This is a genomic window from Curtobacterium sp. 179-B 9B NHS, from assembly GCF_045370965.1.
In the GTDB taxonomy this organism is placed as follows: domain Bacteria; phylum Actinomycetota; class Actinomycetes; order Actinomycetales; family Microbacteriaceae; genus Curtobacterium.
Genome location: NZ_JBIQDQ010000005.1, coordinates 86679 through 112652, shown reverse-complemented (window position 1 = coordinate 112652; position 25974 = coordinate 86679). Strand labels below are relative to the sequence as shown.

The following is a 25974-nucleotide window of genomic DNA, read 5'->3' as shown; positions in this document are numbered from 1 at the left end:
TGGGGTGGGGCGCCGTGCGGTTGGGTTTTGTGGGCCTGTCCTCTCTGCCCCAATAGTGCTTCGGGGGGCCGCTCTTCGTGATCTCGTGGCGCGAGCCGCTTCCGGTTGTTCCGACGACCCGGGACGTCGCGTGCGAGTGCCCTACGCGGCCGCGTCGATCGCCAGCCGGTCGCGCACGACGGCGGCCAGCTCCTCGGCGACCCGCTGCGCATCCTCCTGCGACGCCGCCTCGACCATCACGCGGACGACGGGCTCGGTGCCCGACGGGCGCAGCAGCACCCGACCGGCGTCGCCGAGGGCCTCGGTCGCCGCGGCGATCGCGTCCTGCACGCCCTGGTCGTCCAGCCCGTGGCGGTCGACACCGCGCACGTTGAGGAGGACCTGCGGGAAGACGGTCATGCACGACGCGAGCTCCTGCAGGCTCTTGCCCGTGCGGGCCATCTCGGCCACCAGGTGCAGGCCCGTCAGCACGCCGTCGCCGGTGGTGGCGTAGTCGTTGAAGATGATGTGGCCGGACTGCTCGCCACCGAGCGAGAAGCCGCCCTCGTTCATCTTCTCGAGCACGTAGCGGTCGCCCACGCCGGTCTCGAGCACCGTGATGCCCGCGTCCGCCATGGCCCGCTTGAGCCCGAGGTTCGACATGACGGTCGCGACGAGCGTGTCGTCGGCGAGCCGGCCCCGCTCCTGGAGCGAGAGCGCCAGGATCGCCATGATCTGGTCGCCGTCGACGGCGTTGCCGGCGGCGTCCACCGCGAGGCAGCGGTCGGCGTCGCCGTCGTGCGCGATGCCCACGTCGGCGCCGTGCGCCAGCACGGCGGCGGCGAGGTTGTCGATGTGGGTCGAGCCCACACCGTCGTTGATGTTCATGCCGTCCGGGTCCGCGCCGATCAGCGTGACGCGAGCGCCGGCGTTGACGAAGACCTCGGGCGAGACGCCCGCGGCGGCACCGTTCGCGCAGTCGAGCACGACGTGCAGGCCGTCGAGCCGGTGCGGCAGCGTGCCGAGCAGGTGGACGACGTAGCGGTCCTCGGCGTCGGCGAAGCGGGTGATCCGGCCGACGTCGCCACCGGTGGGCGTCGGGGCGGACTGGTCGTGCATGGCCGCTTCGATGCGGTCCTCGACCTCGTCCGGCAGCTTGCGGCCGCCCGTGGCGAAGAACTTGATCCCGTTGTCGGGCGCGGGGTTGTGGGACGCGGAGATCATCACGCCGAAGTCGGCGTCGATGTCCGCGACGAGGAACGCCGCAGCGGGGGTGGGGATGACCCCGGCGTCGAGCACGTCGACACCGGCGGAGGCGAGACCGGCCGCGACCGCGGCACCCAGGAACTCACCGGAGACGCGCGGGTCGCGCGCCAGGACCGCGCGGGGGCGCGGTCGACCGGACGCCCGGCGGGCGTCCGCATGGTGTCCGTGTGTGAGCACGGCCGCGCTGGCCTGGGCGAGACCCAGAGCCAGCGCGGCCGTCAGCTCGCCGTTGGCGAGTCCACGAACACCGTCGGTACCGAACAGACGCGGCATTGCGATCGGGTTCGTCGCGCGACTAGCGCTTCGAGAACTGCGACGCCTTGCGGGCCTTCTTGAGACCGGCCTTCTTGCGCTCGATGACGCGGGCGTCACGGGTGAGGAAGCCGGCCTTCTTGAGGGTGGCGCGGTTGTTCTCGCGGTCGATCTCGTTCAGCGCACGCGCGATGGCGAGGCGGAGCGCACCGGCCTGACCCGAGGGGCCACCACCGGTGATGCGAGCGACGACGTCGTAGGCGCCGAGGAGCTCGAGCACCTTGAACGGGTCGTTGATCAGCTGCTGGTGCAGCTTGTTCGGGAAGTAGTCCTCGAGCGTGCGGCCGTTGACCGTGAACGAGCCGCCACCGGGGACGAGGCGCACGCGGGCGATGGCCTCCTTGCGGCGCCCGACGGCACCGCCCGAGACGTTGAGGATCTGGCGGGGAGCGGCCTCCGAGGACGCCGGGGCGCTCTCGGTGGTGAAGCTCTCCGGGGTCTGGTCGAGGGAGTCAGCGATCTGAGCCATGAGTTTTATCAGTCCTTGAAGTCGTCGTGGCCGGAACTACTGTGCGACCTGGTCGAAGGTGTACGCCTTGGGCTGCTGCGCGGCGTGCGGGTGCTCTGCGCCGGCGTAGACCTTCAGCTTCTTGAGCTGCTCACGGCCGAGGGTGTTCTTCGGCAGCATGCCGCGGATCGCCTTCTCGACGGCGCGGGTCGGGTGCTTCTCGAGCATCTCCGGGTAGGAGGTCGCCGTGAGGCCGCCCGGGTAGCCCGAGTGACGGTAGTAGACCTTCTTCGCGAGCTTGGAGCCGGTGAGGGCGACCTTGTCCGCGTTGATGATGATGACGTAGTCACCCATGTCCATGTGCTGGGCGAAGGTGGCCTTGTGCTTGCCGCGCAGGAGCGCCGCGGCGTGGGTGGCGAGACGGCCGAGGACGACGTCGGTCGCGTCGATGACGATCCAGTCGTGCTGGACGTCTGCCGGCTTCGGGGAGAACGTACGAGTCACAGGAGTGCTGCTTTCGTGTCGAGGTGAGGAGTCCGTGAATCCCGCTCCGGTGGGTGTTCCGCGGGCGATGCTCGTGGAACTGCCCGGTGGAGGGCTCATCTGACTGTCCGGCGCACGGGGCGCACAGACCAAGGTGAGAGCCTACCCGACGCGGCTCGCCTTGTCGAACGGGGCCGTGACGGACGGGAGGCGCGGTGCCGTCCGACACCGCGCCTCCCGTCCGTCACCCGGTCACGTCCGGGCCGTGGTCACCTCAGCCGAACAGTCCACGCAGCCAGCCGAACACACCGAGCACGACACGGACGACGTCCGCGACGAAGCCACCGTGACCCGGTCCGCCCGGCTTCCCGTCACCGTGGCCGGGCTTGCCCGGCTTCCCGTCACCGTGACCCGGCTTGCCCGGGTGGTCGCCGCCGTGACCCGGCTTGCCCGGGTGGTCGCCGCCGTGGCCGGGTCCGCCGGGGGTCCCGCCGTTGCCCGGCGTGCCACCGTCACCCGGCGTCGGGGTCTCGTCCTCGGCCAGGTCGAAGCCGACCAGGATCGGGTCGTGGTCGCTCGCCCGGTACACGTCGTCGCGGTACAGGTCGGTGACGTTGTAGTCGTAGCGGCTGTACTCCAGGCCCACCGACTCGGTCGAGTTGATGTTCCAGATGTCCACGCCGGTCACGGCCTCGAGCGCCGCGGGTGAGGCCAGCACGTGGTCGAGCGAACCGCTCAGGCCGCTGAACACGTAGGAGTACTCGGTCGGGTCCTTCGCCGGCCCGAGGTCGGTGTAGCCGGCGTCGCGCAGGACGACCATCGGGTCCTCCTCGCTGTAGGCGTTGAAGTCGCCGAGCATGAACACCCTGTCGGTGCCGTACTTCTCCTGCTCGGTGGTCGAGAACGCGGCGAGCGCCGTCGCCTGTGCCACGCGGGACGCGTTCGAGGCACCCTGGCCGTCGCCCTGGTCGGCGTCCGCGCCCGAGCCGGAGCCCTTCGACTTGAAGTGGTTCGCGATCACCAGGAAGTCGTCGTCCGCGTCCCCGCCGACCGGGCGGAAGGCGTCCGCGACGGGCTGGCGGGCGTTCACGAAGGCCGGGTCGTCGAGGATGGTCGACTCGCCGACGGGTGCGACGCGGTCCTGCTTGTAGATGAGGGCGAGGCGGATGACGTCCTCGCTCGCGGGCAGCACCGCCGGGGACGGCACGTACGCCCAGGTGTCCTGGCCGGTCGCCGCGTTCAGCGCCGAGACGAGCGTGCCGACGGCGGCGTCGCGGTCCTTGCCGAACCGTGCTGAGTTCTCGATCTCCTCGAGGGAGACCACGTCGGCACCGAGGGCGTTGATCGCCTTCACGATCTTCACCTGCTGGCGCTCGAGGTCGTCGGCGTTCGCGGCGCCACGGGCGTCGCAGCCACCGCGGACGGTCACGGGGTCGCCGTCGCGGTCGGTGTAGTACGTGCAGCCGGTGAGCTGGTCGCCCGTGGTCGGGAAGTAGTTCAGCACGTTGAACCCGGCGAGCTTGAGGTCCCCACCGACGTCCTCGGGGGCCGCGGTGCGGACCTGCGAGAACGACGCGGGCAGGTCTGCCGCGGGCGTCGCACCGGTGATCGGCGACGTCGGCTGGAACTTCCAGGTGTCGTTGCGGTAGTCGAGGACGACCGGCTCCGAGAAGGTCGCTGCGGCACCGACCGTGACCGGGCCCTGCGTGAGCCAGGACACCGGGACCGACTGGTTCGCGGCGCTGAGGAAGTTCGTGCTCGCGCCGTCGTCGAGGACCACCGTGCGCGCGGCGTTGTCGGCGGCGACCGCTGCGGCCTCGGCGCTGCCCGGGCGGGCGACCTCGGTCGGCTGGATCAGGCGCTTCGTCCCCGCGGCGAGCGCGATCTCGCCGTACTGGTTCGTCGTGTAGTTGTCGGCGACCGTGTAGTCGCCCTGCGGCGCGATCAGCATGCTCTCGAGCGACTCGCGCTGCGCGTCCGTGCGCGGCAGGGTCAGCGTGGCCGGGACCGGCTGCACGACGCCCGCGGCGGGGAGCTCCTCGACGTCGGCGGTCGAGCCGACCTCGAGCTCGGTGAGGCCGTTGTACTCGGCGACCGTGCCCGTGAGGCGCACGGCGTCCCCGATGGCGACGCTGCCCGCGGTCGCGGCGGAGAACACGAACACGGCGTCCGACGCGGTGTGGGTGGCGAGGTCGACCACCCCGCCCGTGCCGGCGGTCTGGATCGTGTAGCCGTTCAGCCCACCCGTGGCGTAGACCGCGGTCACGACGCCCTCGGTGACGACGCGCTTCCCCACGTACGGCGACGCGGGACCCGTGCCCTGCAGCTGGGCGATCGTGACCGCTTCGGCAGGTGTGGTCGGCGTGCCGGGGTCGGTGGGGGTGCCCGGGTCGGTGGGGGCGCCCGGATCGGTCGGTGTCGTGCCGGCGCCACCGGAGTTCTCCGGCGTCACCGTCGAGCCCAGGGCGAAGTCCGCCGCGTTGGAGTCGGTGTCGACGGTGCCGTCGCGGTGCAGCGCGTCCGGCACGGAGTTCGCCGTCCCGGTCGGCGCGACGGCGGTCTCGAAGGTGTTCGACGTGCCGTAGCCCAGCAGGTCGACGACGCCGGGCGTCCCGGTGGTGACCGAGCCGACCGGCAGCGCGAGGGCCGCGGCCTGGTCGGACAGGACGAGCGTGCCGGTCGACCCGGACGGGTTGAGGCCGGTCACGGCGTCGGGGGTGGGCAGCGCCTGGCCGTTCGTCCCGTTCGAGCCCATCTGCACGAGGTACGACCCGTGTGCGGGGACGGTACCGCTGAGCTTGCCGACCGACGGCGTGCCGGTGTTCGCGGCGGCCCGGTACTGGATCGACCACCCGTCCACGGCGACGGCGGTGTCGGTCGGGTTCGCGATCTCGACGAACTTGTTCGTGAACGGCTGGTTCGCGCTGCCGCCCTTCAGGTACGCCTCGGCGATGACGAGGCCGGCGCCCGCGGGGTCCGCGACGGCGGTGGAGACGGAGACGAGCGGGGCGGCGACGAGCGTCGCTGCCACCGTGGCGCACAGCACGGTGCGCCGCAGGAGGTTGGGCATGCTGACCTTCGGCAGGAGGAGGGGGACTCCAGCACGCTAGCGACCTGCGGGGCCACTCAGGTTTCCGGCAGGTGAACGATCCGGTCCACCCCCGTCCGGGGTGCGCAGCGTGGCGACGGGACGGTGCCCGGCGGCGCGCTCAGCCGGCGACCGGCACCCACCCGCTGCCGACCCGGTGCACGGCCGGTCCGTGCCCGGGCAGCACGATCTCCGGGATCGGCAGCGCCCGTGCGGACTCGAGCGCCGTCGCCTGGTCCGCGGTGAAGAACGGCGTGATCATGCGTGGCCGCGGCTGCCACGACCCCGGGAGCGTGTCGTGGTGCGAGACGACCGCGTCCCCGGTGACGATGGCGTTCGCGGCCGGCAACAGGTACGCGGTCGAGCCGGCCGTGTGCCCGACGGCGGGGAACGGCGTCATCGCACGCCCCGCGAAGTCGTGCGCGGTGAAGGCCCGGGCAGTGGGGACGGTCACGGGACGCAGGGCGTCGGAACCGACGGCCCGCGCCAGCCAGCGGAACGTCCGCGGTGCGGCGAGACGCCCGCCGATCTCCGCCGGCCGGACCTGCTGCCGCTGCGGCCCGCGCACGTTGTCGAGTTCGTCCGCGTGCGCCAGGACCTGCACGTGCGGGTACCGCTCGAGGATCCCTGGGATGCCCCCGATGTGGTCGACGTGCCCGTGCGTGACGTAGATGCGTCGGAGGTCGCCGAGGTCGTGCCCCGCCCAGCGCACGGTGTCGAGGACGAGCGCGGTGTCCGCGGGGTAGCCGGCGTCGATCAGCGCGACGCCGTCCTCCTCGGCGAGCACGACCCAGTTCGAGACCGGCCCCTCGACGAACACCACACCGGGTGCCACGGAGACGACGGACCGGGGCCTGCGGGAGCTCATCCCCCGACGGTACCGGCGTCCGGCTCGTCGTCCGTCCGGCGCGCACGGGTCTGCGCCGCCCGGGCCGCGAGCTCGTCGTCCCCCGGGTAGCCCACCTCGGTGAGGGTCAGACCGGCCGCGGGTGCGACCTTGAACGCGCTCGTGCGCTGCTGCGCGACCCGCAGCTCCTCGAGGCGGTCCGGGCCGAAGCGGCCCTCCCCGACGGCGATGGTCGCCCCGACCATCGCCCGCACCATGGAGTGGCAGAACGCGTCGGCCTGGAGGCGCGCCACCAGCACGCCGTCCGGCTCGCGGTCCCAGCGGAACTCCTGCAGCGTCCGGATCGTGGTCGCGCCCTCGCGCGGCTTGCAGAAGGTCGCGAAGTCGTGCAGCCCGAGCAACGTCAGCGCACCGCGCTCCATCGCCGCCGGGTCCAGGCGCGTCGGGTGCCAGAGCGTGTGCCCGCGGCGACGTGGGTCGCGCGGGGCGTCGGCGTCCGCCACCCGGTACTCGTAGCGCCGCCAGAGCGGGGAGAACCGGGCGTCGAACCCGTCCGGTGCGACCGACGCACGCGTGACGACGACGTCGCCCGTCGCCCCGGCGAGACCGTTCACGCGCTTGACGAGTCCGTCGAGCGAGGTGCGAGGAGGGCCGTCCGGCGACGACCGCCGCGGACGGGTGAGCGCACCCCACTGCTCCGCGGTCAGGTCGACGTGGGCGACCTGCCCGGTGGCGTGCACCCCGGCGTCCGTCCGACCGGCGACCGTCAGCTGCGGCGGCTCGCCCCACCGGGTGAAGACCGTGGCGAGCGCGGACTCGAGCGCGCCCTGCACGGTCCGCAGGCCGGGCTGCCGGGCCCAGCCGGAGAACGCGGCCCCGTCGTAGGCGACGTCCAGCCGCAGCCGCACGGCACCGCCGACACCGGCACCCGAGTCGTCCGTCCCTGCCACGGGAGCGAGCGTACCGGGGCCGGGGCGGGCCTCCCGTCCGGCCCCGCCGACGACGACCGCCCGCGCCCACGGACGTCGACCGCCCGTACCCGCGGACGACGCCCGCCCGAGCCGCGCCGACGGCGACGGGCAGCCCCGCTGACGGCGACCGTGCGCCGGTGTCAGCGCCACGTCAGTGCCGCGTGAGCGGCCGGCGGCACGATCGTCCCGACATCGACGAAAGGACCTGTGCGATGACCACCACACCACTCGCCGTCGAGGCGACCGGCCTCGTCAAGACGTTCGGCAGCAACCGCGCCGTGGACGGGGTCGACCTCCGCGTCGAGGCCGGCACGGTCTACGGCGTGCTCGGCCCGAACGGCGCCGGCAAGACGACCACCATCTCGATGCTCGCGACCCTGCTGCGGCCGGACGGCGGCGAGGCCCGCGTCTTCGGGCACGACGTCCGCCGCGAGCCGCAGACGGTCCGCTCCCTGATCGGGGTGACGGGGCAGTACGCGAGCGTCGACGAGACGCTCAGCGCCACCGAGAACCTCGTCATCTTCGCCCGGCTGCTCGGGCTGTCCCGCACCGACGCGAAGCGCAAGGCGGTCGAGCTGCTCGAGCGCTTCGGGCTGTCCGAGGCGGCGTCGCGTCCGCTCAAGAAGTTCTCCGGGGGCATGCGCCGCCGGCTCGACCTGGCCGCGAGCCTCATCGCGCAGCCGCCGCTGATCTTCCTCGACGAGCCCACCACGGGGCTCGACCCGCGAACCCGGGCGCAGATGTGGGACACGATCCGCGAGCTCGTCGCGACCGGGTCGACCGTCCTGCTCACGACGCAGTACCTCGACGAGGCCGACCAGCTCGCCGACCGCATCGCCGTCATCGACCACGGACGTGTCGTGGCCGAGGGCACCGCGGACGAGCTGAAGTCCTCGGTCGGCACGGCCTCGCTGCAGCTCCGCCTGGCGGACGCGGATGCGGACGCCCTCGCGACCGCGGCGTCGCTCGTCGAGCGCGTGCTCGGCACCCCGGCGGTCGTCAGCCCGGAGGGCGCGCGGCTCACCGCCCCGATGACGGCGCCCGACCGGGTCACCGACCTGCTCGTGTCGTTCCGCGACGCGGGCGTCTCCCTCGCCGAGATGAGCGTGCAGAAGCCGACCCTCGACGAGGTCTTCCTCACCATCACCGGCTCGCCGACGTCCGCGGACGCCGACACCGACACCGAGTCCGAGCGCGCGCTCGAAGGGAGCCCCGCATGACCACCCTCGCCCCGACCCCCACCACCACGTCGTCGCCCCGCGTGACACCCCGACCCGGGATCGGCGGCACCGGCCCGGCCGCCACCGTCCGCCAGTCGTTCACGATGGCGTACCGCGGACTCGTGAAGATCCGCCGGACCCCCGAGCAGCTGTTCGACGTCACGCTCATGCCGATCGTCTTCACGGTGATGTTCACGTACATCTTCGGCGGCGCGATCTCCGGCGACGTCGGCAGCTACCTGCCCGTGATCATCCCCGGCATCCTCGTGCAGACGGCGATCACGTCGTCGGTCGTCACCGGCGTGCAGCTCCGCGAGGACATGGACAAGGGCGTGTTCGACCGGTTCCGGTCGCTCCCGATCGCCCGGATCGCCCCGCTCGCCGGGGCCCTGCTCGCCGACACCGTCCGCTACGCCATCGCGACGACGATCACGTTCGTGGTGGGCATCGTCATGGGGCTGCGCCCCGCCGGCGGACTCGGCGCCGTGCTCCTCGCGGCGCTGCTCGTCATCGTGGTGGCGTGGGCGATCAGCTGGGTCTTCGCGTACTTCGGGGTCATCGCCCGGACCGCGTCGAGCGTCTCCGGCATCGCGAACCTCGTGCTGTTCCCGCTGACGTTCCTGTCGAACGCCTTCGTCCCGACCGACACGCTGCCCGCCTGGCTGCGCTGGTTCACCGAGGTCAACCCGGTCTCGCACCTCATCACCGCGGTGCGCGACCTGGTGAACCACGGCGTGGTCGGCGGCGACCTCTGGCTGAGCCTGCTCGGCGCGGCCGTGGTCGTCGCGGTGTTCGCCCCGCTGACGGTCCGCGCGTACATGCGGAAGGCCTGACGGTCCGGGCGACCGTCCGGGGGAGGACGGCCCGAGCGCCGGTCAGCCGGGCAGGCGAGCGTCCTCGAGCACGCGCCGCACCCACGAGACGGCCTCGGTCCGGTCCCTGCCGGCCGCGGCCGTCTCGGCGTCGGCGAGCGCCGGCTCCCCCACGGCCTCGGCGAGCAGCGGTCGCAGCCGGGCGTGCGCGAGCACCGCGAAGTCCTGCCGCGAGCCGATCCGCGTGAGCGTGCCCCAGCACGCGGCAGCCGTGTCCGGACGTCCGGCGCGCGCGTACGCGATCGCGAGCCCGGCGAGGGCCGTCCCGATGACGGGCACGTCCCGGCGGGCCTGGCGGAGCCGCAGCTGCACGAGGGTGCCGACACGGATCCGGCGGGCGACCGCCAGTTCGGCTGCCGGGAGGCCCGGGGCCGCGCCGTCGGTCCGGCCCGCGCCCGCCTCGTCCACCGCCGCGATGCGTGCCGCCCCCGCCGTCAGCGCCCAGTGCGCGGCGGGTCCGCGACCGGGCTGCACGACGTCCCAGGCCGCGGCGTACGCCGCCGCGGCCCCGGCGAGGTCGCCCTCGTACCGCGCGCACTCGGCGGTGATCGCGACCGCGAGCACGGCGATCAGCCCGCGGTCGTCGAACCCGCCGCGGCCGCCGTCGGGCCGGTGCCGCAGGTCTGCTGCGACGGCACGTGCACGGTCGACGTCGCCGGTCGCGGCCGAGGCGAGACCGACGGTCCACCCGATCTCGTACAGGTCGTCCTCCGCCCCGAACAGCTCGAGGTCCTCCCGGGCGGTGACGGCGGCGGCGAGGGACTCCCGGTACCGCCCGGACTGCGCGAGCAGCTGGGTCAGCGTGACCGCGACGGTGCCCGTGGTCCAGGCCTCTCCGGTCGTCCGTGCCAGCTCCTCCGCACGCCGGATGTACCGCAGCGCCCCGGCCGGGTCGCCGTCGTTCTCGGCCAGCGGCGCGCTGAGCAGGTGGCCGAGCAGGGCGACCGCGGGCTCCCGGTGGGCACGCAGCCGTGCCAGCTCGGCGGAGCCCTGCTCGGGTCGCGGCAGGGCGAGCAGGAGCCCGGCGAGCGCGTCGACGACCGGGTCCTCGGCACGCCCGGAGCGGTGCAGCTCCCGGAGTCCGCTGATCGCCCGGGCGGTGGTGCGGAGGTCGGTGAACACCGCGGTCGCACCGCACATCACGAGGCCGATCACCGTCGCGGTGCGGTCGGCCGGCGCCGGCACGCGCGACCGCAGCGCCGCGACGACGTCGGGTGCGGTCGCGGCGACCTCGCGGTGCAGCCCGCGGAGCGTCCAGTACCCGCCGAGGGCCGCGAAGACCTGCGCCACCGTCGGCACGTCGTCGGCGCGGATCGCCCAGCGCAGCAGGGTGACGAGCGTGTCGGCCTCGCGGCGGACCTCGGTGAACGCGACGAGCTGCGCCGGACCCCGCAGTGCGAACAGGTTGCGCGCTGCCGACAGCTCCCGGCCCCACGCGGTCATGGCCGCCCGCACGGCCTCGGTGGTGCCCCGCGCCGCCAGGCGTGCGGCGCCGAACTCGCGCACGGTCTCGAGCAGTCGGTAGCGGACCGGCTCCCCCTCGACCTCGACGAGCTGCACGAGGGACTGTTCCACCAGGTCGGCGAGGTCGTCGAGCGCGTCCCACCGCCGTCCGGGCTCCGCCACCGACTCGACGGCCTCGACCGCGACACCGTCGGGGAACAGTGCGAGGCGGGTCAGCAGGTCCCGGGCGCCCTCGTCGAGGAGCCGCCAGCTCCACTCGATGACGGCGAGCAGGGTGCGGTGCCGTTCGGGAGCGCTCCGGTCACCACCGCGCAGCAGGGCGAAGCGGTCGTCGAGCCGACGTTCGACCTCGTCGGCCGACATCCCCCGGATGCGGGCGGCGGCGAGCTCGATGGCGAGCGGCGACCCGTCGAGTCGGGTGCAGATCCTGCGCACCGCGTCCACGGGCAGCACCGCACCGGGCCGAGCGGCACGGGCGCGTTCGGTGAACAGCCGGACCGCCGCCCCGTCGGCCTCGACCGGCAGCGGTCCGAGGGGTGCGACGACCTCGCCCGCGATGGCGAGCGGTGCCCGGGACGTCGTGAGCACCCGCAGCCCGGGCACGGCGGCGAGCAGGTCGGCCGTGCAGCGGGCCACGGCCTGCAGCAGGTGCTCGCAGTTGTCGAGCACGAGCACCGTCGGTCCGTCGTCGAGGGCACGCACCACCCGGCCCCACAGGTCGGTGACGACCGCGTCCTGCAGCATGCGCGCCGTCCGGACCTCGGCGATCCCGAGCAGTGCGCCGAGGGCAGGCAGCAGGTCCTCGCCGTCGTCGATCGGTGCGAGCTCGCAGACGACGACGCCCGTGGTCGGGGGCAGCGCGGCGGCGACGGCCTGCGCCAGGCGCGTCTTGCCGAGTCCGCCCGGGCCGAGCACCGTGACCAGGCGGTGCTCGTCGAGCGACCGGGACACCGTCGCGACGTCGTCCTGCCGCCCGACGAGCTCGTTCGGCGCGACCCGGAGCCCGGTCCGCCGGACCGGGTGGTCGGTCGCGGACGCCGACCGGCGCAGGAGCTCGGCGTTCAGCCGCACGAGCTCCGCGGACGGATCGGCCCCGAGTCCGTCCGCCAGCCGTCCGCGGTGCGCGGCGAACACCGCGAGTGCCTCCGGGGTCCGCCCGTCGACGTCGAGGGCGCGCATCGCTCCGCCGACCGCCGTGTCGTCGAAGGGCGCCGCGTCGACCTCGGCGAGCCAGGTGGTCGCAGCGGCGGCGGCGTCGCCGTCCTCGAGCAGCAGGACGGCGAGCCGCCGACGCAGGGCGTGCTCGACCGCGGCCGCGCGGTCGGCGAGCGCCGAGCCCAGGTCCCCGTCGACGTCCGCACCCGGTGCGCCCCGCCACCGGCCGAGCGCTGCCCCCACCGCTGCTGTGTCGGGTGCGTGCACGGCCCGCTCCGCGGCGACGAGGTCGACGTCCGCCGGGTCGCCACCGAGCGCGTACCCCGTGCTGGTCGACACGACGAGACCGTCCGCCGTCGTCCGGCGCAGTCGGGAGACCAGGGTCTGCAGGGCCGCCCGGGCGCCCCTCGGCCGGTCCGCACCCCAGAGCTCGTCGATCAGTGCCTCGGTGCCGAGTGCACGGCCGGGTGCGAGCACCAGCGCGGTCAGGAACGACCGCGCGAGTGCACCGGGAACGGCGACCGCGGCACCGTCCGGGCCCGCCACCGTCACCGGTCCGAGGACGGCGACACGGGACGCGACGGGCACGACCCGATCCTAGTTCCGGCCGTGCGAGGACGCCGTCACCTGATCGTGACCGGCGAGCACGCGGTCGTCACCGGTCCGTGACACGCGAGGGTTAGCGTCACGGACATGGGATTCCCTCGTACCCGCTGCGCGGCCGTCCTCGCCACGTCGGTCGCTGTGCTCCTCGCGGTCACCGCCTGCTCGTCGCCGTCGACCGAGGGCGCGACACCGAGCGCCTCCGGCCCGCCCGCGTCGTCCGCGCCGAGCAGCAGCCCGTCCGCGGAGGTGACCGTCGACTTCGGGACGGCCCCCGCTGGCGACGGCGCACCGGACTGCTCGGCGCTGTTGCCCGCCGCAGCAGTCGACGCCGTCGTCCCCGGCGCGCGTGCGGTCGCCCTCGCCGACGTCGTGCACGTCGCGGCCGCCGACTGGGCACCCGTGGTCGCCGGTGGCTCCTCCTGCACGTCGACCACCGGCGTCGCACCGCTCGACGGCACCGTGCTCGGGACGATCGACGACCCCCGCTACGAGGGCGTGCGCGTCACGGTGCTGCCCGACGCCACGGCGGAGTACCAGGACCTCGCCGCGTCCGGGTTGACCGGCGTCCTGGACGACGGTCCGAGCTGCAGCGCGAGCGACGCCGCGGTCGTGTACTGCGTCTCCGACGTGCTCGTCGGTGACGCCTGGGTGCAGGTCCTGGCGCAGCGCGTCCAGGACGACCCGGACACGACCGAGGCGGCACTCGACGCCCCCTTCCGCGCTCTCGTCGAGCAGGTCGGCGACGCCGTGCGCACGAGCCCCGTCACCACCGCCCGCGTCGACGAGCACGTCGACGGCAGCCTGCCGCCCTGCGTCGCCGACAACGTGGACGCGGTCACGGACACGACGCTCCGCTGGGCACTCGAGGGCACCGACGTCGCTCCGACGACGGTCGAGCACGCGCTCGACCGTCTGTCGGGAGCGTCGTGCGGCTTCGTGGCGCCCGCCGAGTCCGATCCGCGGTACGACCAGCAGCAGGCGCAGTACGACCGCCTTCCGAACGGTGGCTGGGCGGTGGAGCAGCGCCTGGCCGCGGGCACGATCGACCGCGACGGGCGGATCGACCTCGACGGCCTCGACGACGGCGACGGCGCCTGGCGGACGTGCGACGACACCGCGTGCACCCTCGACGTCGTGTCGGACGGTGGCACGTGGGAGCACTTCGTCCTGATGCGCGCGGTGGCCCCGGACACCGCCGAGGCCGTCGAGCGCTGGGCGACGGCCTCGCGCGGCTGACCGGGGCGCTCGCTAGCGCTGTCGTCCCGAGGGCCCGGTCTCGGTGTCGACGTCGGCGGTCGCCCGCTTCTCGGACTCGAGCACCCCGCGCAGCGCGACGATCGCGCTGGAGGTCACCGTCACCTGCGACGGGTCCGCGTCACTGGCGTCGATGGCGCGCTCGAGGTCGGCGATCGACTCGTCCGCCCCGTCCTCCTCGCAGTCACCGCGAACCACGCAGGCGACCTTCCGGAGCGCGGCCGCGAAGGGTCCTGCGAACGCCGGGTCCGGCCGCCCGATGTTCTCCGCGACCGGACCCGAACGGGCGACCAGCTCGGTGAGGTCGGTCGTGTACCAGGCGACGCGCTCGAGCGCCCGGAAGCGCGCGCCGTCGGTCTGCAGGCGCGCACGCGGCCCCCGCAGCACGCTCCGGGGGTTCATCCGGCGCGCCTCCTGCGCCGTCGAGACGCGGTCCCGGACCTCGGCGATCGCCTTGTCCAGCCGCTCCTGCTGACGGTCCCAGGCACCGGTGTCCGGCTCGCCCTCGTCGAGCACGTCTGCCAGGTCGTCGAGCTGCTGCGCGAGCACGGCGTTCACCTGGTCGATGCGGCGCTCAGCGTCCCAGAAGTGCAGCGGGGGGACCACGGCGAAGTTCACCGCGAGCCCGATGCCGATGCCGATCGCCATCTGCACGACGTACGCGAACGAGTAGCCCTCCGCGTTGCCGCCGCCGATGAGGAGCACGAAGAGCGCCGCCATCGGCACCCACGAGTACCCCTCGCCCAGGATCCGGAAGCCCGAGACGAGCACCCCGAGGCCGACGACGAGCGCGACAGCGATGACCCCGGGATCGCCGATGAGCATCGTGAACCCGGCGATCAGGATGCCGAGCGTGATGCCGACCAGCGTCTGGACGCCGGCCCGGATCCCCGCGAAGACGGTCGTGCGCATCGCGACGATCGCACCGAGCGGTGCGTAGTACGGGTACTCCGCGGCGACGCCCGGTGCGTACTTCGCCAGGGTCCACGCGATCGTGGCGGCCAGCGCGGCCTTGCCTGCCAGCAACAACCGCGGCTGGGTGCCGGAGTCCCGACTCCACCGCCACAGACGGCGCCCTGCGCCGGTGATCCGTTCCGCTCTCGCCATGTCGCGATCACCGTACGGCGGCGACGCTGGGAGCGGACGCGGGTGCGCTCCGGACGGGAGGCGCGTGGCTGCCCCGCCCCGCGCCTCCCGTCCGTCGCCACGCCGTCCGCGGGGACGACGGAACCCCCCGCGACGTGGGTCGCGGGGGGTTCCGTGTGGTGGTGCTGGACCTACTTGGCGTCGTCCGACTTCGCCTCGGCGTCGGCCTCGACCTCGGCGGCAGCCGGGGTCTCGGTCTCGGCCTCGACGGGAGCGGACTCCTCGGTCGTCTCCGTGGACTCGACCGGGGTCTCCTCGGCCGGGGTCTCCTCGGCCGGAGCGGCAGCAGCCGGGGCCGCGTCGCGCTTGACCGGGGCCGGCGTGCTCGACACCGGCTCGAGGACGAGCTCGATCGAGGCGAGCGGCGCGTTGTCACCCTTGCGGAAGCCGAGCTTCGTGATGCGGGTGTAGCCGCCCTGACGGTCCTCGACCTGCGGGGCGATCTCCGTGAACAGCGTGTGCACGACGGACTTGTCGCGCAGCTGGGCGATCACACGACGACGCGCGTGCAGGTCGCCACGCTTCGCGAACGTGATGAGACGCTCGGCGACGGGACGCAGGCGCTTGGCCTTCGTCTCGGTGGTCGTGATGCGACCGTGCGTGAAGAGGGCGTTGGCGAGGTTGCTCAGGAGCAGGCGCTCGTGGGCGGGGCCGCCACCGAGGCGGGGGCCCTTGGTGGGCTTCGGCATGTCAGTTCTCCAGTGGTGATGGTGGTGCGCACCGACTCATCGGTGCGCGTGCGCGTGAGCGCGAGGTCAGTTGTTGGACTCGTCCTCGTCGTACCCGCTGTAGAAGTGGGCGCCGTCGAATCCGGGGACGGTGTCCTTGAGGGACAGGCCGAGCTCGGTGAGCTTGTCCTTGACCTCGTCCACCGACTTCTGACCGAAGTTGCGGATGTTCATGAGCTGCGTCTCCGACAGGGCGACGAGCTCGGACACCGTGTTGATGCCCTCCCGCTTGAGGCAGTTGTAGCTGCGCACCGACAGGTCGAGGTCCTCGATCGGGGTCTGCAGCTCGTTCGAGAGCACCGCGTCGACCGGCGCGGGGCCGATCTCGATGCCCTCGGCCGCCGTGTTCAGCTCGCGGGCGAGACCGAACAGCTCGACCAGCGTGCGACCGGCCGACGCGATGGCGTCGCGCGGCGTGATCGCCGGCTTCGACTCGACGTCGACGACCAGGCGGTCGAAGTCCGTGCGCTCACCGGCACGCGTCGCCTCGACGCGGTAGGTGACCTTGAGGACCGGCGAGTAGATCGAGTCGATCGGGATCTGCCCGGCCTCGCTGAACTCCGAACGGTTCTGGGTCGCCGAGACGTAGCCGCGGCCACGCTCGATCGTCAGCTCCAGCTCGAAGCGCGCGGTGTCGTTCAGGGTCGCGATGACGAGGTCCGGGTTGTGGATCTCGACGCCGGCCGGGGCGGAGATGTCCGCCGCGGTGACCTGACCGGCACCCTGCTTGCGCAGGTACGCGGTGATCGGCTCGTCGTGCTCGCTGGAGACGACGAGGCTCTTGATGTTGAGGATGATCTCGGTGACGTCTTCCTTGACACCGGGGACGGTGCTGAACTCGTGGAGGACGCCGTCGATGCGGATGCTGGTGACAGCCGCGCCGGGGATCGAGGAGAGGAGCGTGCGGCGCAGCGAGTTGCCGAGGGTGTAACCGAAGCCCGGCTCGAGCGGCTCGATGACGAAGCGCGAGCGGTGCTCGGAGATCGACTCCTCGGTCAGGGTGGGGCGCTGTGCAATGAGCACTGTGGGATTCCTTTCGGCGGAGTGTCCGCTATATGACACTCGGCGGTACGACGGGGCCGACCGGGCCCCGACGGGTCTGTTGAGTTGTGATCACGCGCAGCGCGGGGCCGGGAGGGCCCGACGTACGCGATCGAACGACCAGGAATGGCCGGCCCCGCTCGCCCCGGTCAGGGGACGAGCGGGGAACGGCCGGTTGCTCCTCGCGTCAGACGCGGCGACGCTTCGGCGGGCGGCAGCCGTTGTGCGCCTGCGGGGTGACGTCGTTGATCGAGCCGACCTCGAGGCCAGCGGCCTGGAGCGAACGGATCGCGGTCTCGCGACCCGAGCCCGGGCCCTTGACGAAGACGTCGACCTTCTTGACGCCGTGCTCCTGCGCCTGACGCGCAGCGGACTCGGCGGCGAGCTGCGCCGCGAACGGCGTCGACTTGCGCGAACCCTTGAAGCCCACGGCACCCGAGGACGCCCAGCTGAGGACGGCACCCGACGGGTCGGTGATGCTGACGATGGTGTTGTTGAACGTGCTCTTGATGTGGGCCTGGCCCACGGCGACGTTCTTCTTCTCCTTGCGACGCGGCTTGCGCGCGGCAGTCTTGGGGGTAGCCATGATGATCTCCTATCGGGCCTTCTTCTTGCCTGCCACGGTGCGCTTCGGTCCCTTGCGGGTACGCGCGTTGGTCTTGGTGCGCTGACCACGCACCGGGAGACCACGACGGTGGCGGAGACCCTCGTAGCTACCGATCTCGACCTTGCGGCGGATGTCGGCGGCGACCTCGCGGCGGAGGTCACCCTCCACCTTGAAGTTGCCCTCGATGAAGTCACGGAGGGCGACGAGCTGGTCGTCGGTCAGGTCCTTGACGCGGATGTCACCGGAGATACCGGTCTCGGCGAGTGCCTGGACCGCGCGGGTACGGCCGACGCCGTAGATGTACGTGAGTGCGATCTCCACGCGCTTCTCGCGCGGGATGTCGACGCCTGCTAGACGTGCCATGTTCTGGCTGCTCCTGTTTTCGGTGGAGGTGTGGCGCAGTACCGGTGCCCGGGCCTCCGCCCCGAGGTGTCCCCCCGCCGACGACCGAGGTCAGTGGCGGAGTTCTGGTACTGCGTGTTCAGTGTTGAGTTGTGGGTCCTGCTGGGAGCTCAGCCCTGGCGCTGCTTGTGGCGCGGGTTGCTCTTGCAGATCACCATGACGCGGCCCTTGCGGCGGATGACACGGCAGTGCTCGCAGATGGGCTTGACGCTGGGGTTGACCTTCATGATTGCTTCCTGTTGCTCGCTGGCTTCGTGCCCGGCGGGTTCGCCGAGCCGTTCCTTTCCAGCTCGCGGATCACTTGTAGCGGTAGACGATCCGGCCGCGGGTCAGGTCGTACGGGCTCAGCTCCACGATCACGCGGTCCTCGGGGAGGATGCGGATGTAGTGCTGGCGCATCTTCCCGGAGATGTGCGCGAGGACCTTGTGTCCGTTGGTCAGCTCAACGCGGAACATCGCGTTGGGCAGAGCTTCGAGCACCGAGCCTTCGATCTCGATGACGCCGTCTTTCTTGGCCATAGCCTCACTGTCGCTTGGTTGGATTACCGGTGTGATCCCCGAGCCGGTCTGCGGGTCGGGCGCCACGCCGAAGGGCATGACACACCAAAGATCAACCCTATGCGATCCGGCGCAGATTGCCAAGTGCCGGTCGGGCCGCGACCCTCCGTCTGGGGCTCGCCGTCCGGAGCTGAACGGTCCACAGTGGATCAGCGGCCGCTTCCGAGGTCCGGAACGGGCCCGTCGCCGTAGCCTGGCCGTCGCTGCCCCCCGGACGCCCGCGCCGGAGAACCGATCGGAGACCACGTGCCTGACGCGCCCCGCCGCCCCCTCGCCCGTCACGGTCGACTGCCGCGCCGTCGCGGATGGGGCACGCTGCTGGGGTTCGTCGCGGCCACGGTCGCCGTCGTCCTGGTCAGCGGCACGAGCGTCGCGGCGATCGCCGGCGCACAGCTCGCCGCGGCACCGCACACGGTCGAGCTCAGCACCGACGACCAGAACACCGCGAAGACCGCCGACATCACGGCGATGCAGGGCGGCGCGAACATCCTGCTCCTCGGCAGCGACACCCGCGTCGGGCAGTTCGACTCGGACGAGAACGTCGAGGGCGCCCGGAACGACGTCACGATCCTCGTCCACATCTCGCAGGACCACCAGCAGCTCACGGCCGTCAGCTTCCCCCGCGACCTCAAGGTCCCGATCCCGGCGTGCACGAACCCCGAGACGGGCACCTCGTACCCGGCCGTGGACAGCGAGCTCATCAACGAGTCCCTCGGGCACGGCGGGATCTCCTGCGCCGTGGACACGGTCGAGAACCTGACCGGGCTGACGATCCCCTACGCCGGACTCATCACCTTCGACGGGGTGATCGAGATGTCGAACGCCGTGGGCGGCGTCGACGTCTGCGTCGCGAAGCCCATCGACGACTCGTACACCGGCCTGCAGCTCTCGGCCGGTCAGCACACCCTCGCCGGCCAGGACGCGCTCGCGTTCCTGCGCAGCCGGCACGGCGTCGGTGACGGCAGCGACCTCGCGCGCATCAGCTCCCAGCAGGTCTTCCTGTCCGCCCTGCTCCGGAAGGTCACCTCGGACGGCACCCTGTCGAACCCGGTGACCCTCTACAAGCTGGCCGGTGCGGCGCTGTCGAACATGACGCTCTCCGACGGCCTGGCGCAGACCCGCACCCTCGTCGGACTCGCCTCGACCCTGCGGGGCATGAGCACCTCGGACATGCTGTTCGTGCAGTACCCGGTCGTCGACGACCCCTCCGACACCGCGCACGTGCTCGTCGACGAGGCGGCGGCGCACGACCTCAACGTCGTGCTGCAGCAGGACCGCAAGACCTCGCTGAGCGACTCGTCCACCGGCCGGGCGTCGGAGGAGTCCCCGACCGCGGCGGGCACCCCGGGGAGCGACGCACCGTCGTCCGACGCGCCGGCCGCGGGGGACGACGCGGCGAGCGGAGCTGCGACCGGGACGCCCACGGGTACGGCGACCGCTGCCGGGACGCCGACGGCGACCCCGCTGCCCTCGAGCATCTCCGGCCAGTCGGCGTCCGAGCAGACCTGCACCGTCGGCAACTGAGCGCGTCGGGGACTGCGCCCGTCGGGGACTGAGCGCGTCGGGGACTGAACCCGTCGGGCTCAGCCCGCCGGGGACCGGCGCGGACGCGCGCGGAGCGGTCCCGGCGTCGGCCCGGCCGTCGTCGGTGACCGGGCCGGTGCGCGGAGTCGCACCGCGCCTCCCGGCCGACCGCGCGGTCACCGGTCACGGACCGGACGCGTCCGGTCGCCCTACGGGACGGGGACGGGCGTGACGCCGAGCGGCACGAGGCCGGAGGCGCCGCCGTCCGATGCGGTGAGCACCCAGATGCCCTCGGCGTGCACGGCCACCGAGTGCTCCCAGTGCGCCGCGTCGGAACCGTCGAGGGTCCTGATCGTCCAGTCGTCGTCGTCCGTGGAGCTGTCGATCGTCCCGGCCGTCACCATCGGTTCGATCGCCACGACCAAGCCGGGCCGGACCGCCGGACCGGCACCGCGGACCCGGTAGTTGAAGACCGGCGGGTCCTCGTGCATGGACCGGCCGATCCCGTGCCCCGTGAAGTCCTCGACGATGCCCCAGGCGCCCGTCTCGTCGATGGCGTCCTCGATCACCGCGCCCACCTCGTTGAGGTTCCGCGCGTGTGCGAGCGCCGCGATGCCGTGCCAGAGCGAGCGCTCCGTGGTGTCGCAGAGCGTCTGGCGCGCCGCAGTCACGGGAGCGTCGCCGCCGGGGAGCACCGTCGTGAAGGCGCTGTCACCGTTCCACCCGTCGACCTCTGCACCGGCGTCGACCGAGACGATGTCGCCCGGCTCGAGCACGCGGTCGCCGGGGATCCCGTGGACGATCTCGTCGTTCACGGAGACGCACAGGGTGTGCCGGTAGCCCGGGACGAGCTGGAAGTTCGGGACGCCGCCGCCCTCGCGGATCGTCCGCTCGGCGATCGCGTCGAGCTCGCCCGTGGTGACGCCCGGGCGGATCGCAGCACGGACCGCGACGAGCGCGGCCTCGGTGAGCAATCCGGGACGGAGCATCGCGCGGAGCTCCTCCGGCGACTTGTAGATCGAGGGCTTGCGACGACGCACGAGGGGTGTCAGACGCCCGCGGTGAGGCCGCGCGAGCTGAGCGCCGCCTGGATGCGGTCCCCGACCTCGTCGATGCCGCCGAGGCCGTCCACGTCGACCACGAGACCGCGCTCGGCGTACGCCGCGACGATCGGCGCGGTCTGCTCCGTGTAGACCTCCTGGCGACGCCGGATGGTCTCCTCGTTGTCGTCGCTGCGCCCCTGGTCCTCGGCGCGCTTCAGGAGCCGCGCGACGAGCGCGTCCTGGTCGGCGACGAGCTGCACCACGGCGTCGATCCCGGCGCCCTGCTCCGCGAGCAGCGCGTCGAGGTACTCGACCTGGCCCACCGTGCGGGGGTAGCCGTCGAGCAGGAAGCCCTGCTCGGCGTCCGGCTCGGCGAGGCGCGACTTGACGAGCTCGTTCGTCAGTTCGTCGGGGACGTAGTTCCCCGCGTCCATGATCGCCTTGGCCTGCACGCCCAACGGCGTGCCCTCGGAGACGTTCTTGCGGAAGATGTCACCCGTGGAGATCGCGGGGACGCCGAAGCCCTCGGCGATGCGACCGGCCTGGGTGCCCTTCCCGGCTCCGGGAGGTCCGACGATGATGAGGCGTGCGCTCAACGGAGAAGCCCTTCGTAGTGACGTTGCTGCAGCTGCGAGTCGATCTGCTTCACGGTCTCGAGACCGACACCCACGATGATGAGGATGCTCGCGCCGCCGAACGGGAAGTTCTGGTTCGCGCCGAACAGCGCCAGTGCTGCCAGCGGGATGAGCGCGATGAGACCGAGGTAGAGCGAGCCGGGCAACGTCACCCGGGTCAGGACGAAGTCGAGGTACTCGGCCGTCGGACGGCCGGCCCGGATGCCCGGGATGAAGCCGCCGTACTTCTTCATGTTGTCGGCGACCTCTTCGGGGTTGAAGGTGATCGCGACGTAGAAGTACGTGAACCCGACGATGAGCAGGAAGTACAGGACCATGTAGAACCAGTTGTCACCCGAGGTCAGGTTGTTCTGGATCCAGGTCACCCAGGCGGCCGGCTCCGAGCCGTCCGAGGGCTGGTTGAACTGCGCGACCAGGGCCGGCAGGTACAGCAGCGACGAGGCGAAGATGACGGGCACGACGCCGGCCATGTTCACCTTGATCGGGATGTAGGTGTTGTTGCCGCCGTAGGTGCGGCGCCCGACCATGCGCTTGGCGTACTGCACCGGGATGCGTCGCTGCGACTGCTCGACGAAGACGACGGCCATCATGATGACCAGACCGACGAGGATGACGAACAGGAAGAGCTCGAAGGACTGCGACTGCTCGATCGCCCACAGGGCCGACGGGAACTGCGCGGCGATGGACGTGAAGATGAGCAGCGACATGCCGTTGCCGATGCCGCGCTCGGTGACGAGCTCGCCCATCCACATGATCAGGCCGGTACCGGCGGTCAGCGTGACGACCATGAGCATGATCGCGTACCAGCTGTCGTTCGAGATGATCGACGAGCAGGACGCCGACGCGTTCGTGCCGAAGAGGGCACCCGAGCGCGCGACCGTGATGAGGGTGGTCGACTGCAGGACACCGAGCGCGATGGTGAGGTAGCGCGTGTACTGCGTCAGCTTCGCCTGGCCGGACTGGCCCTCCTTGTAGAGGGCGTCGAAGTGCGGGATCACCACGCGCAGGAGCTGCACGATGATCGACGACGTGATGTACGGCATGATGCCGAGCGCGAAGACCGACAGCTTCAGCAGCGCGCCGCCGGAGAAGAGGTTGATGAGGTCGTAGAGCCCACCCGAGGAGCCGGCGCTCGCCAGGCAGCTCTGCACGGCGGCGTAGTCGACGAACGGCGCGGGGATGTACGACCCGAGACGGAACAGCGCGATGATCGCGAGGGTGAAGCCGATCTTCTTGCGAAGATCTGGGGTGCGCATGATGCGCGCGACCGCTCTGAACACGAGGACTCCGAACTTCTGGGACCGGCGACCCGATCGGGGTCTTCACGGTGTCGATCGGCAGCGCCGACCTGGCCGACGGACGTCAGCCACTGTCAAGGAAACCGTAACGGCGGCCCGTGCGCAAACGCACGGGCCGCCGACGGGGGTTACTGGGAGACGGTTCCGCCAGCAGCCACGATCTTCTCGGCGGCGGACGCCGAGACCTTGTCGACCGAGACCGTGAGCTTCACGCTGATGTCACCCTGACCGAGAACCTTGACCTTCTCGTTCTTGCGGACGGCGCCCTTGGCGACCAGGTCCGCGACGGTGACGTCGCCACCGTTGGGGTAGAGCTCCGCGATCTTGTCCAGGTTCACGACCTGGTACTCGACGCGGAACGGGTTCTTGAACCCGCGGAGCTTCGGGGTGCGCATGTGCAGCGGCATCTGCCCACCCTCGAAGCCGACCTTGACCTGGTAACGAGCCTTCTGGCCCTTGGTACCACGGCCGGCGGTCTTGCCCTTCGAGCCCTCACCACGGCCGACACGGGTGCGGTCCTTCTTGGAACCGGCAGCCGGGCGGAGGTGGTGCAGCTTCAGCACCTGGACCCGCTCGTTCTTCTCGTCGCTCATGCGTCGACCTCCTCGACCTTCACGAGGTGCGCCACCGTCGCGATGTACCCGCGGTTCTGGGCGTTGTCCTCACGCAGGACCGTACGGCCGATGCGCTTGAGGCCCAGGCTGCGCAGGGTGTCGCGCTGGTACTGCTTCTCGCTGATAACGGACTTCGTCTGCGTGATCTTCAGCATCGCCATCACGCACCTGCCTTCTCGGTCGCGGCACGCAGCGCCGCAGCCTCGGCGTGGAGCAGACGGGCCGGGACGACCCGGTCGACGTCGAGGCCACGACGGCTCGCGACCGCGCGGGGCTCCTCGAGCTGCTGCAGCGCCTCGACGGTCGCGTGCACGATGTTGATGGTGTTCGACGAGCCGAGCGACTTGCTCAGGACGTCGTGGATGCCGGCGCACTCGAGCACGGCGCGGACCGGACCACCGGCGATGACACCGGTACCGGCAGCGGCCGGACGCAGGAGCACGACACCGGCAGCGGCCTCACCCTGCACCGGGTGCGGGATGGTGTTGCCGACGCGCGGGACGCGGAAGAAGTTCTTCTTCGCCTCCTCGACGCCCTTCGAGATCGCGGTGGGGACTTCCTTCGCCTTGCCGTAGCCGACACCGACGAGGCCGTTGCCGTCACCGACGACGACGAGCGCCGTGAAGCTGAAGCGACGACCACCCTTGACGACCTTCGACACGCGGTTGATGGTCACCACGCGCTCGAGGAACTGGCTGTCGCCACCGCGGTTGTTGCGGTCACGACCCTGCTGACGGTCACGCCCGCCACCACGACGGCCGCGCTGGTCGGCGTTGTCGCGGTTGTTCGACGCGGAGCCCGCGGCGGTCTCGACCGGACGCTCGGCGACGGCAGGGGCTTCCGCTTCCTTGCCGGCCGCGGCCTTGGCGACGGTCTCCGTCGCAGCAGCGGTCTCGGTCTCGGCCGCTTCGTTGTTGTTCGCGATGTCGCTCACAGGTTCAGCCCTCCTTCACGGGCACCATCGGCGATCGCGGCGACGCGACCGGCGTACTTGCTCCCACCGCGGTCGAAGACCACGGCCTCGACGCCAGCGGCCTTCGCACGCTCGGCGACGAGCTCGCCGATGCGACGGGCCTTGGCCGTCTTGTCGCCGTCGAACGAACGGAGGTCGGCCTCCATCGTCGACGCGCTGGCCAGGGTGTGGCCCTTCGCGTCGTCGATGACCTGGACGAACACGTGACGCGACGAACGGGTGACGGCGAGACGCGGACGCGCCTCGGTGCCGGTGATCTTCTTGCGGAGACGGTTGTGACGGCGCGCCTTGGCGGCCGACTTGCTCTTTCCTCGGATACCGAGAGCCATGATCACTTACCTGACTTTCCGGCCTTGCGGCGCACGATCTCGCCCGCGTAGCGGACACCCTTGCCCTTGTAGGGCTCGGGCTTGCGCAGCTTGCGGATGTTGGCAGCCACCTCGCCGACGGCCTGCTTGTCGATGCCTGACACGGTGAGCTTGTTGTTGCCCTCGACGGCGAAGCTGATGCCCGCCGGCGGCTCGACCGTGATGGGGTGGGAGTAGCCGAGCGCGAACTCGACGTTGCTGCCCTTCGCCGCGACGCGGTAACCGGTACCGACGACCTCGAGGCCCTTGGAGTAGCCCTGGGTCACGCCGACGATGTTGTTCGCGATGAGGGTGCGGGTCAGGCCGTGCAGCGCACGCGAGCTGCGCTCGTCGTCCGGACGGGTGACGAGGACCTGGTTCTCCTCGACCTTGGCCTGGATGGGCTCTGCGACGGTGAGCGCGAGCTCGCCCTTCGGGCCCTTGACCGCGACGGTCTGGCCGTCGATGGCGACGGTCACACCCGCGGGGATGTCAATGGGAAGACGTCCGATTCGAGACATTGTCGATCACCACACGTAGGCGAGGACTTCCCCACCCACGCCCTTCTGCTCGGCTTCACGGTCGGTGAGCAGCCCCGACGAGGTCGAGAGGATCGCCACGCCGAGGCCACCGAGGACCTGGGGGAGCTCCGTCGACTTCGCGTAGACCCGGAGACCGGGCTTCGAGACGCGCTTGATGCCGGCGATCGAACGCTCGCGCTCGGGGCCGTACTTCAGGTCGATCGTGAGGGTCTGCCCGACGCGGGCGTCCTCGATCTTCCACTCGCTGATGTAGCCCTCGCGCTTGAGGATCTCGGCGATGTTCTTCTTCAGCTTGGAGCTGGGGAGCGAGACGGCGTCGTGGTGCGCCGAGTTCGCGTTCCGCAATCTGGTCAGCATGTCTGCGACCGGATCGGTCATCGTCATGATGGTCGTCCATTCTTCGCCTGGTTTCGACACCCGTTCCACGAATGCCGACCTGAGCGATCGGGTGGTCTCCGAGCGGATCCCGGAGACCTGGGGGCCGGCGGCTGTCGCCGTCGGCCGGTGTTCGTGCGTGCGGGCCGGAGGACGTGAATCCTCCGGCCCGCAGC

General features: G+C 71.7%; 27 protein-coding genes. 4 read left to right on the top strand and 23 right to left on the bottom strand.

All coding sequences use genetic code 11. From position 1 onward, the window contains the following. Positions 1-141: 141 nt before the first annotated feature. The 6 genes from glmM to truA form a co-directional block, all read right to left on the bottom strand. Positions 142-1518, bottom strand: a complete 1377-nt coding sequence (glmM, locus tag ACH0A8_RS06865) for a phosphoglucosamine mutase (RefSeq protein ID WP_066656981.1) — start codon at positions 1516-1518, stop codon at positions 142-144. Between the two features lie 22 nt (positions 1519-1540). Beyond that, a complete protein-coding gene (gene rpsI / locus ACH0A8_RS06860; RefSeq protein ID WP_066656983.1) occupies positions 1541-2026 on the bottom strand; it encodes a 30S ribosomal protein S9 in 486 nt (161 codons plus the stop codon). A 36-nt stretch (positions 2027-2062) separates the two neighbouring features. Further along, entirely contained in the window at positions 2063-2509 is a 447-nt protein-coding gene (rplM, locus tag ACH0A8_RS06855) for a 50S ribosomal protein L13 (RefSeq protein WP_022904636.1), read from the bottom strand. A gap of 253 nt (positions 2510-2762) precedes the next feature. Beyond that, positions 2763-5558: an ExeM/NucH family extracellular endonuclease gene (locus ACH0A8_RS06850; protein ID WP_406906864.1), complete on the bottom strand. Its 2796-nt coding sequence runs from the start codon at positions 5556-5558 to the stop codon at positions 2763-2765. Positions 5559-5697: 139 nt separating this feature from the next. Continuing rightward, a complete protein-coding gene (locus ACH0A8_RS06845; protein WP_251155202.1) occupies positions 5698-6444 on the bottom strand; it encodes an MBL fold metallo-hydrolase in 747 nt (248 codons plus the stop codon). Beyond that, positions 6441-7373, bottom strand: a complete 933-nt coding sequence (gene truA / locus ACH0A8_RS06840; protein WP_406906863.1) for a tRNA pseudouridine(38-40) synthase TruA — start codon at positions 7371-7373, stop codon at positions 6441-6443. Before truA ends, ACH0A8_RS06845 begins: the two co-directional genes overlap by 4 nt. A 233-nt stretch (positions 7374-7606) precedes the next feature. Here truA and ACH0A8_RS06835 point away from each other — a divergent pair, with 233 nt between their 5' ends. Both ACH0A8_RS06835 and ACH0A8_RS06830 read left to right on the top strand, forming a co-directional pair. Then, a complete protein-coding gene (locus ACH0A8_RS06835) occupies positions 7607-8614 on the top strand; it encodes an ATP-binding cassette domain-containing protein (RefSeq protein WP_406906862.1) in 1008 nt (335 codons plus the stop codon). Then, positions 8611-9447 (top strand): ABC transporter permease, encoded by an 837-nt coding sequence (locus tag ACH0A8_RS06830; RefSeq protein ID WP_209684910.1) that lies wholly within the window; start codon positions 8611-8613, stop codon positions 9445-9447. Before ACH0A8_RS06835 ends, ACH0A8_RS06830 begins: the two co-directional genes overlap by 4 nt. 42 nt (positions 9448-9489) lie before the next feature. On the opposite strand, the gene ACH0A8_RS06825 is transcribed toward ACH0A8_RS06830, so the two are convergent. Next, entirely contained in the window at positions 9490-12693 is a 3204-nt protein-coding gene (locus tag ACH0A8_RS06825) for a BTAD domain-containing putative transcriptional regulator (protein WP_406906861.1), read from the bottom strand. Between the two features lie 105 nt (positions 12694-12798). Here ACH0A8_RS06825 and ACH0A8_RS06820 point away from each other — a divergent pair, with 105 nt between their 5' ends. Next, positions 12799-13947 (top strand): hypothetical protein, encoded by a 1149-nt coding sequence (locus ACH0A8_RS06820; protein WP_406906860.1) that lies wholly within the window; start codon positions 12799-12801, stop codon positions 13945-13947. A 12-nt stretch (positions 13948-13959) separates the two neighbouring features. Here ACH0A8_RS06820 and ACH0A8_RS06815 read toward each other — a convergent pair whose 3' ends face one another. The 7 genes from ACH0A8_RS06815 to infA form a co-directional block, all read right to left on the bottom strand. Then, complete coding sequence (locus tag ACH0A8_RS06815; protein ID WP_209684907.1) at positions 13960-15072, bottom strand: aromatic acid exporter family protein; 1113 nt, start codon at positions 15070-15072, stop codon at positions 13960-13962. A 170-nt stretch (positions 15073-15242) separates the two neighbouring features. Further along, positions 15243-15800 (bottom strand): 50S ribosomal protein L17, encoded by a 558-nt coding sequence (rplQ, locus tag ACH0A8_RS06810; RefSeq protein WP_271826942.1) that lies wholly within the window; start codon positions 15798-15800, stop codon positions 15243-15245. A 66-nt stretch (positions 15801-15866) separates the two neighbouring features. After that, positions 15867-16862 carry a DNA-directed RNA polymerase subunit alpha gene (locus ACH0A8_RS06805; RefSeq protein ID WP_066656999.1) on the bottom strand — a complete coding sequence of 332 codons (996 nt, stop codon included), beginning with the start codon at positions 16860-16862 and terminating at the stop codon, positions 15867-15869. A gap of 205 nt (positions 16863-17067) precedes the next feature. Next, positions 17068-17466, bottom strand: a complete 399-nt coding sequence (gene rpsK / locus ACH0A8_RS06800) for a 30S ribosomal protein S11 (protein WP_017885507.1) — start codon at positions 17464-17466, stop codon at positions 17068-17070. A gap of 9 nt (positions 17467-17475) precedes the next feature. Beyond that, complete coding sequence (gene rpsM / locus ACH0A8_RS06795; RefSeq protein WP_058728274.1) at positions 17476-17850, bottom strand: 30S ribosomal protein S13; 375 nt, start codon at positions 17848-17850, stop codon at positions 17476-17478. A 149-nt stretch (positions 17851-17999) separates the two neighbouring features. Beyond that, positions 18000-18116: a 50S ribosomal protein L36 gene (gene rpmJ, locus ACH0A8_RS06790; RefSeq protein WP_022903266.1), complete on the bottom strand. Its 117-nt coding sequence runs from the start codon at positions 18114-18116 to the stop codon at positions 18000-18002. Between the two features lie 70 nt (positions 18117-18186). After that, positions 18187-18408: a translation initiation factor IF-1 gene (infA, locus tag ACH0A8_RS06785; protein WP_017885509.1), complete on the bottom strand. Its 222-nt coding sequence runs from the start codon at positions 18406-18408 to the stop codon at positions 18187-18189. Between the two features lie 285 nt (positions 18409-18693). Between infA and ACH0A8_RS06780 the strand changes: the two genes are divergently transcribed. Further along, complete coding sequence (locus ACH0A8_RS06780; RefSeq protein WP_406906859.1) at positions 18694-19971, top strand: LCP family protein; 1278 nt, start codon at positions 18694-18696, stop codon at positions 19969-19971. A gap of 209 nt (positions 19972-20180) precedes the next feature. On the opposite strand, the gene map is transcribed toward ACH0A8_RS06780, so the two are convergent. The 9 genes from map to rpsH form a co-directional block, all read right to left on the bottom strand. After that, complete coding sequence (gene map, locus ACH0A8_RS06775) at positions 20181-20960, bottom strand: type I methionyl aminopeptidase (protein WP_209684942.1); 780 nt, start codon at positions 20958-20960, stop codon at positions 20181-20183. A gap of 59 nt (positions 20961-21019) precedes the next feature. After that, on the bottom strand, positions 21020-21610 hold the full coding sequence (locus tag ACH0A8_RS06770) for an adenylate kinase (RefSeq protein WP_209684904.1): 591 nt from the start codon (positions 21608-21610) through the stop codon (positions 21020-21022). After that, positions 21607-22929, bottom strand: coding sequence for a preprotein translocase subunit SecY (secY, locus tag ACH0A8_RS06765; RefSeq protein WP_066657008.1), 1323 nt, complete (start codon positions 22927-22929; stop codon positions 21607-21609). Before secY ends, ACH0A8_RS06770 begins: the two co-directional genes overlap by 4 nt. Positions 22930-23075: 146 nt before the next feature. Beyond that, positions 23076-23540 carry a 50S ribosomal protein L15 gene (gene rplO, locus ACH0A8_RS06760; RefSeq protein ID WP_066657012.1) on the bottom strand — a complete coding sequence of 155 codons (465 nt, stop codon included), beginning with the start codon at positions 23538-23540 and terminating at the stop codon, positions 23076-23078. Further along, entirely contained in the window at positions 23537-23722 is a 186-nt protein-coding gene (gene rpmD / locus ACH0A8_RS06755; protein WP_031273241.1) for a 50S ribosomal protein L30, read from the bottom strand. The genes rplO and rpmD overlap by 4 nt, the downstream gene beginning before the upstream one ends. Further along, positions 23722-24495 (bottom strand): 30S ribosomal protein S5, encoded by a 774-nt coding sequence (gene rpsE / locus ACH0A8_RS06750; RefSeq protein ID WP_081985128.1) that lies wholly within the window; start codon positions 24493-24495, stop codon positions 23722-23724. The genes rpmD and rpsE overlap by 1 nt, the downstream gene beginning before the upstream one ends. Continuing rightward, the gene (gene rplR / locus ACH0A8_RS06745; protein WP_066657014.1) at positions 24492-24863 is read right to left on the bottom strand and encodes a 50S ribosomal protein L18; all 372 of its coding nucleotides are present in this window, start codon (positions 24861-24863) and stop codon (positions 24492-24494) included. Before rplR ends, rpsE begins: the two co-directional genes overlap by 4 nt. Before the next feature lie 2 nt (positions 24864-24865). Beyond that, positions 24866-25402: a 50S ribosomal protein L6 gene (gene rplF / locus ACH0A8_RS06740; protein WP_066657016.1), complete on the bottom strand. Its 537-nt coding sequence runs from the start codon at positions 25400-25402 to the stop codon at positions 24866-24868. Positions 25403-25408: 6 nt separating this feature from the next. Continuing rightward, positions 25409-25807, bottom strand: a complete 399-nt coding sequence (gene rpsH / locus ACH0A8_RS06735) for a 30S ribosomal protein S8 (protein ID WP_065960021.1) — start codon at positions 25805-25807, stop codon at positions 25409-25411. Positions 25808-25974 lie beyond the last annotated feature (167 nt).

Bases quoted from the DNA above. Each gene is read 5' to 3' on its own strand.
- infA (WP_017885509.1), bottom strand. From the start codon at position 18,408: ATGGCCAAGAAAGACGGCGTCATCGAGATCGAAGGCTCGGTGCTCGAA.
- rpsM (WP_058728274.1), bottom strand. From the start codon at position 17,850: ATGGCACGTCTAGCAGGCGTCGACATCCCGCGCGAGAAGCGCGTGGAG.
- ACH0A8_RS06815 (WP_209684907.1), bottom strand. From the start codon at position 15,072: ATGGCGAGAGCGGAACGGATCACCGGCGCAGGGCGCCGTCTGTGGCGG.
- glmM (WP_066656981.1), bottom strand. From the start codon at position 1,518: ATGCCGCGTCTGTTCGGTACCGACGGTGTTCGTGGACTCGCCAACGGC.
- rpsK (WP_017885507.1), bottom strand. From the start codon at position 17,466: ATGGCTACCCCCAAGACTGCCGCGCGCAAGCCGCGTCGCAAGGAGAAG.
- ACH0A8_RS06820 (WP_406906860.1), top strand. From the start codon at position 12,799: ATGGGATTCCCTCGTACCCGCTGCGCGGCCGTCCTCGCCACGTCGGTC.
- rplR (WP_066657014.1), bottom strand. From the start codon at position 24,863: ATGGCTCTCGGTATCCGAGGAAAGAGCAAGTCGGCCGCCAAGGCGCGC.
- ACH0A8_RS06835 (WP_406906862.1), top strand. From the start codon at position 7,607: ATGACCACCACACCACTCGCCGTCGAGGCGACCGGCCTCGTCAAGACG.
- ACH0A8_RS06830 (WP_209684910.1), top strand. From the start codon at position 8,611: ATGACCACCCTCGCCCCGACCCCCACCACCACGTCGTCGCCCCGCGTG.
- map (WP_209684942.1), bottom strand. From the start codon at position 20,960: ATGCTCCGTCCCGGATTGCTCACCGAGGCCGCGCTCGTCGCGGTCCGT.
- rpsI (WP_066656983.1), bottom strand. From the start codon at position 2,026: ATGGCTCAGATCGCTGACTCCCTCGACCAGACCCCGGAGAGCTTCACC.
- rplF (WP_066657016.1), bottom strand. From the start codon at position 25,402: ATGTCTCGAATCGGACGTCTTCCCATTGACATCCCCGCGGGTGTGACC.
- ACH0A8_RS06850 (WP_406906864.1), bottom strand. From the start codon at position 5,558: ATGCCCAACCTCCTGCGGCGCACCGTGCTGTGCGCCACGGTGGCAGCG.
- rplQ (WP_271826942.1), bottom strand. From the start codon at position 15,800: ATGCCGAAGCCCACCAAGGGCCCCCGCCTCGGTGGCGGCCCCGCCCAC.
- rpmJ (WP_022903266.1), bottom strand. From the start codon at position 18,116: ATGAAGGTCAACCCCAGCGTCAAGCCCATCTGCGAGCACTGCCGTGTC.
- ACH0A8_RS06845 (WP_251155202.1), bottom strand. From the start codon at position 6,444: ATGAGCTCCCGCAGGCCCCGGTCCGTCGTCTCCGTGGCACCCGGTGTG.
- rplO (WP_066657012.1), bottom strand. From the start codon at position 23,540: ATGAGCGACGAGAAGAACGAGCGGGTCCAGGTGCTGAAGCTGCACCAC.
- rpmD (WP_031273241.1), bottom strand. From the start codon at position 23,722: ATGGCGATGCTGAAGATCACGCAGACGAAGTCCGTTATCAGCGAGAAG.
- rpsH (WP_065960021.1), bottom strand. From the start codon at position 25,807: ATGACGATGACCGATCCGGTCGCAGACATGCTGACCAGATTGCGGAAC.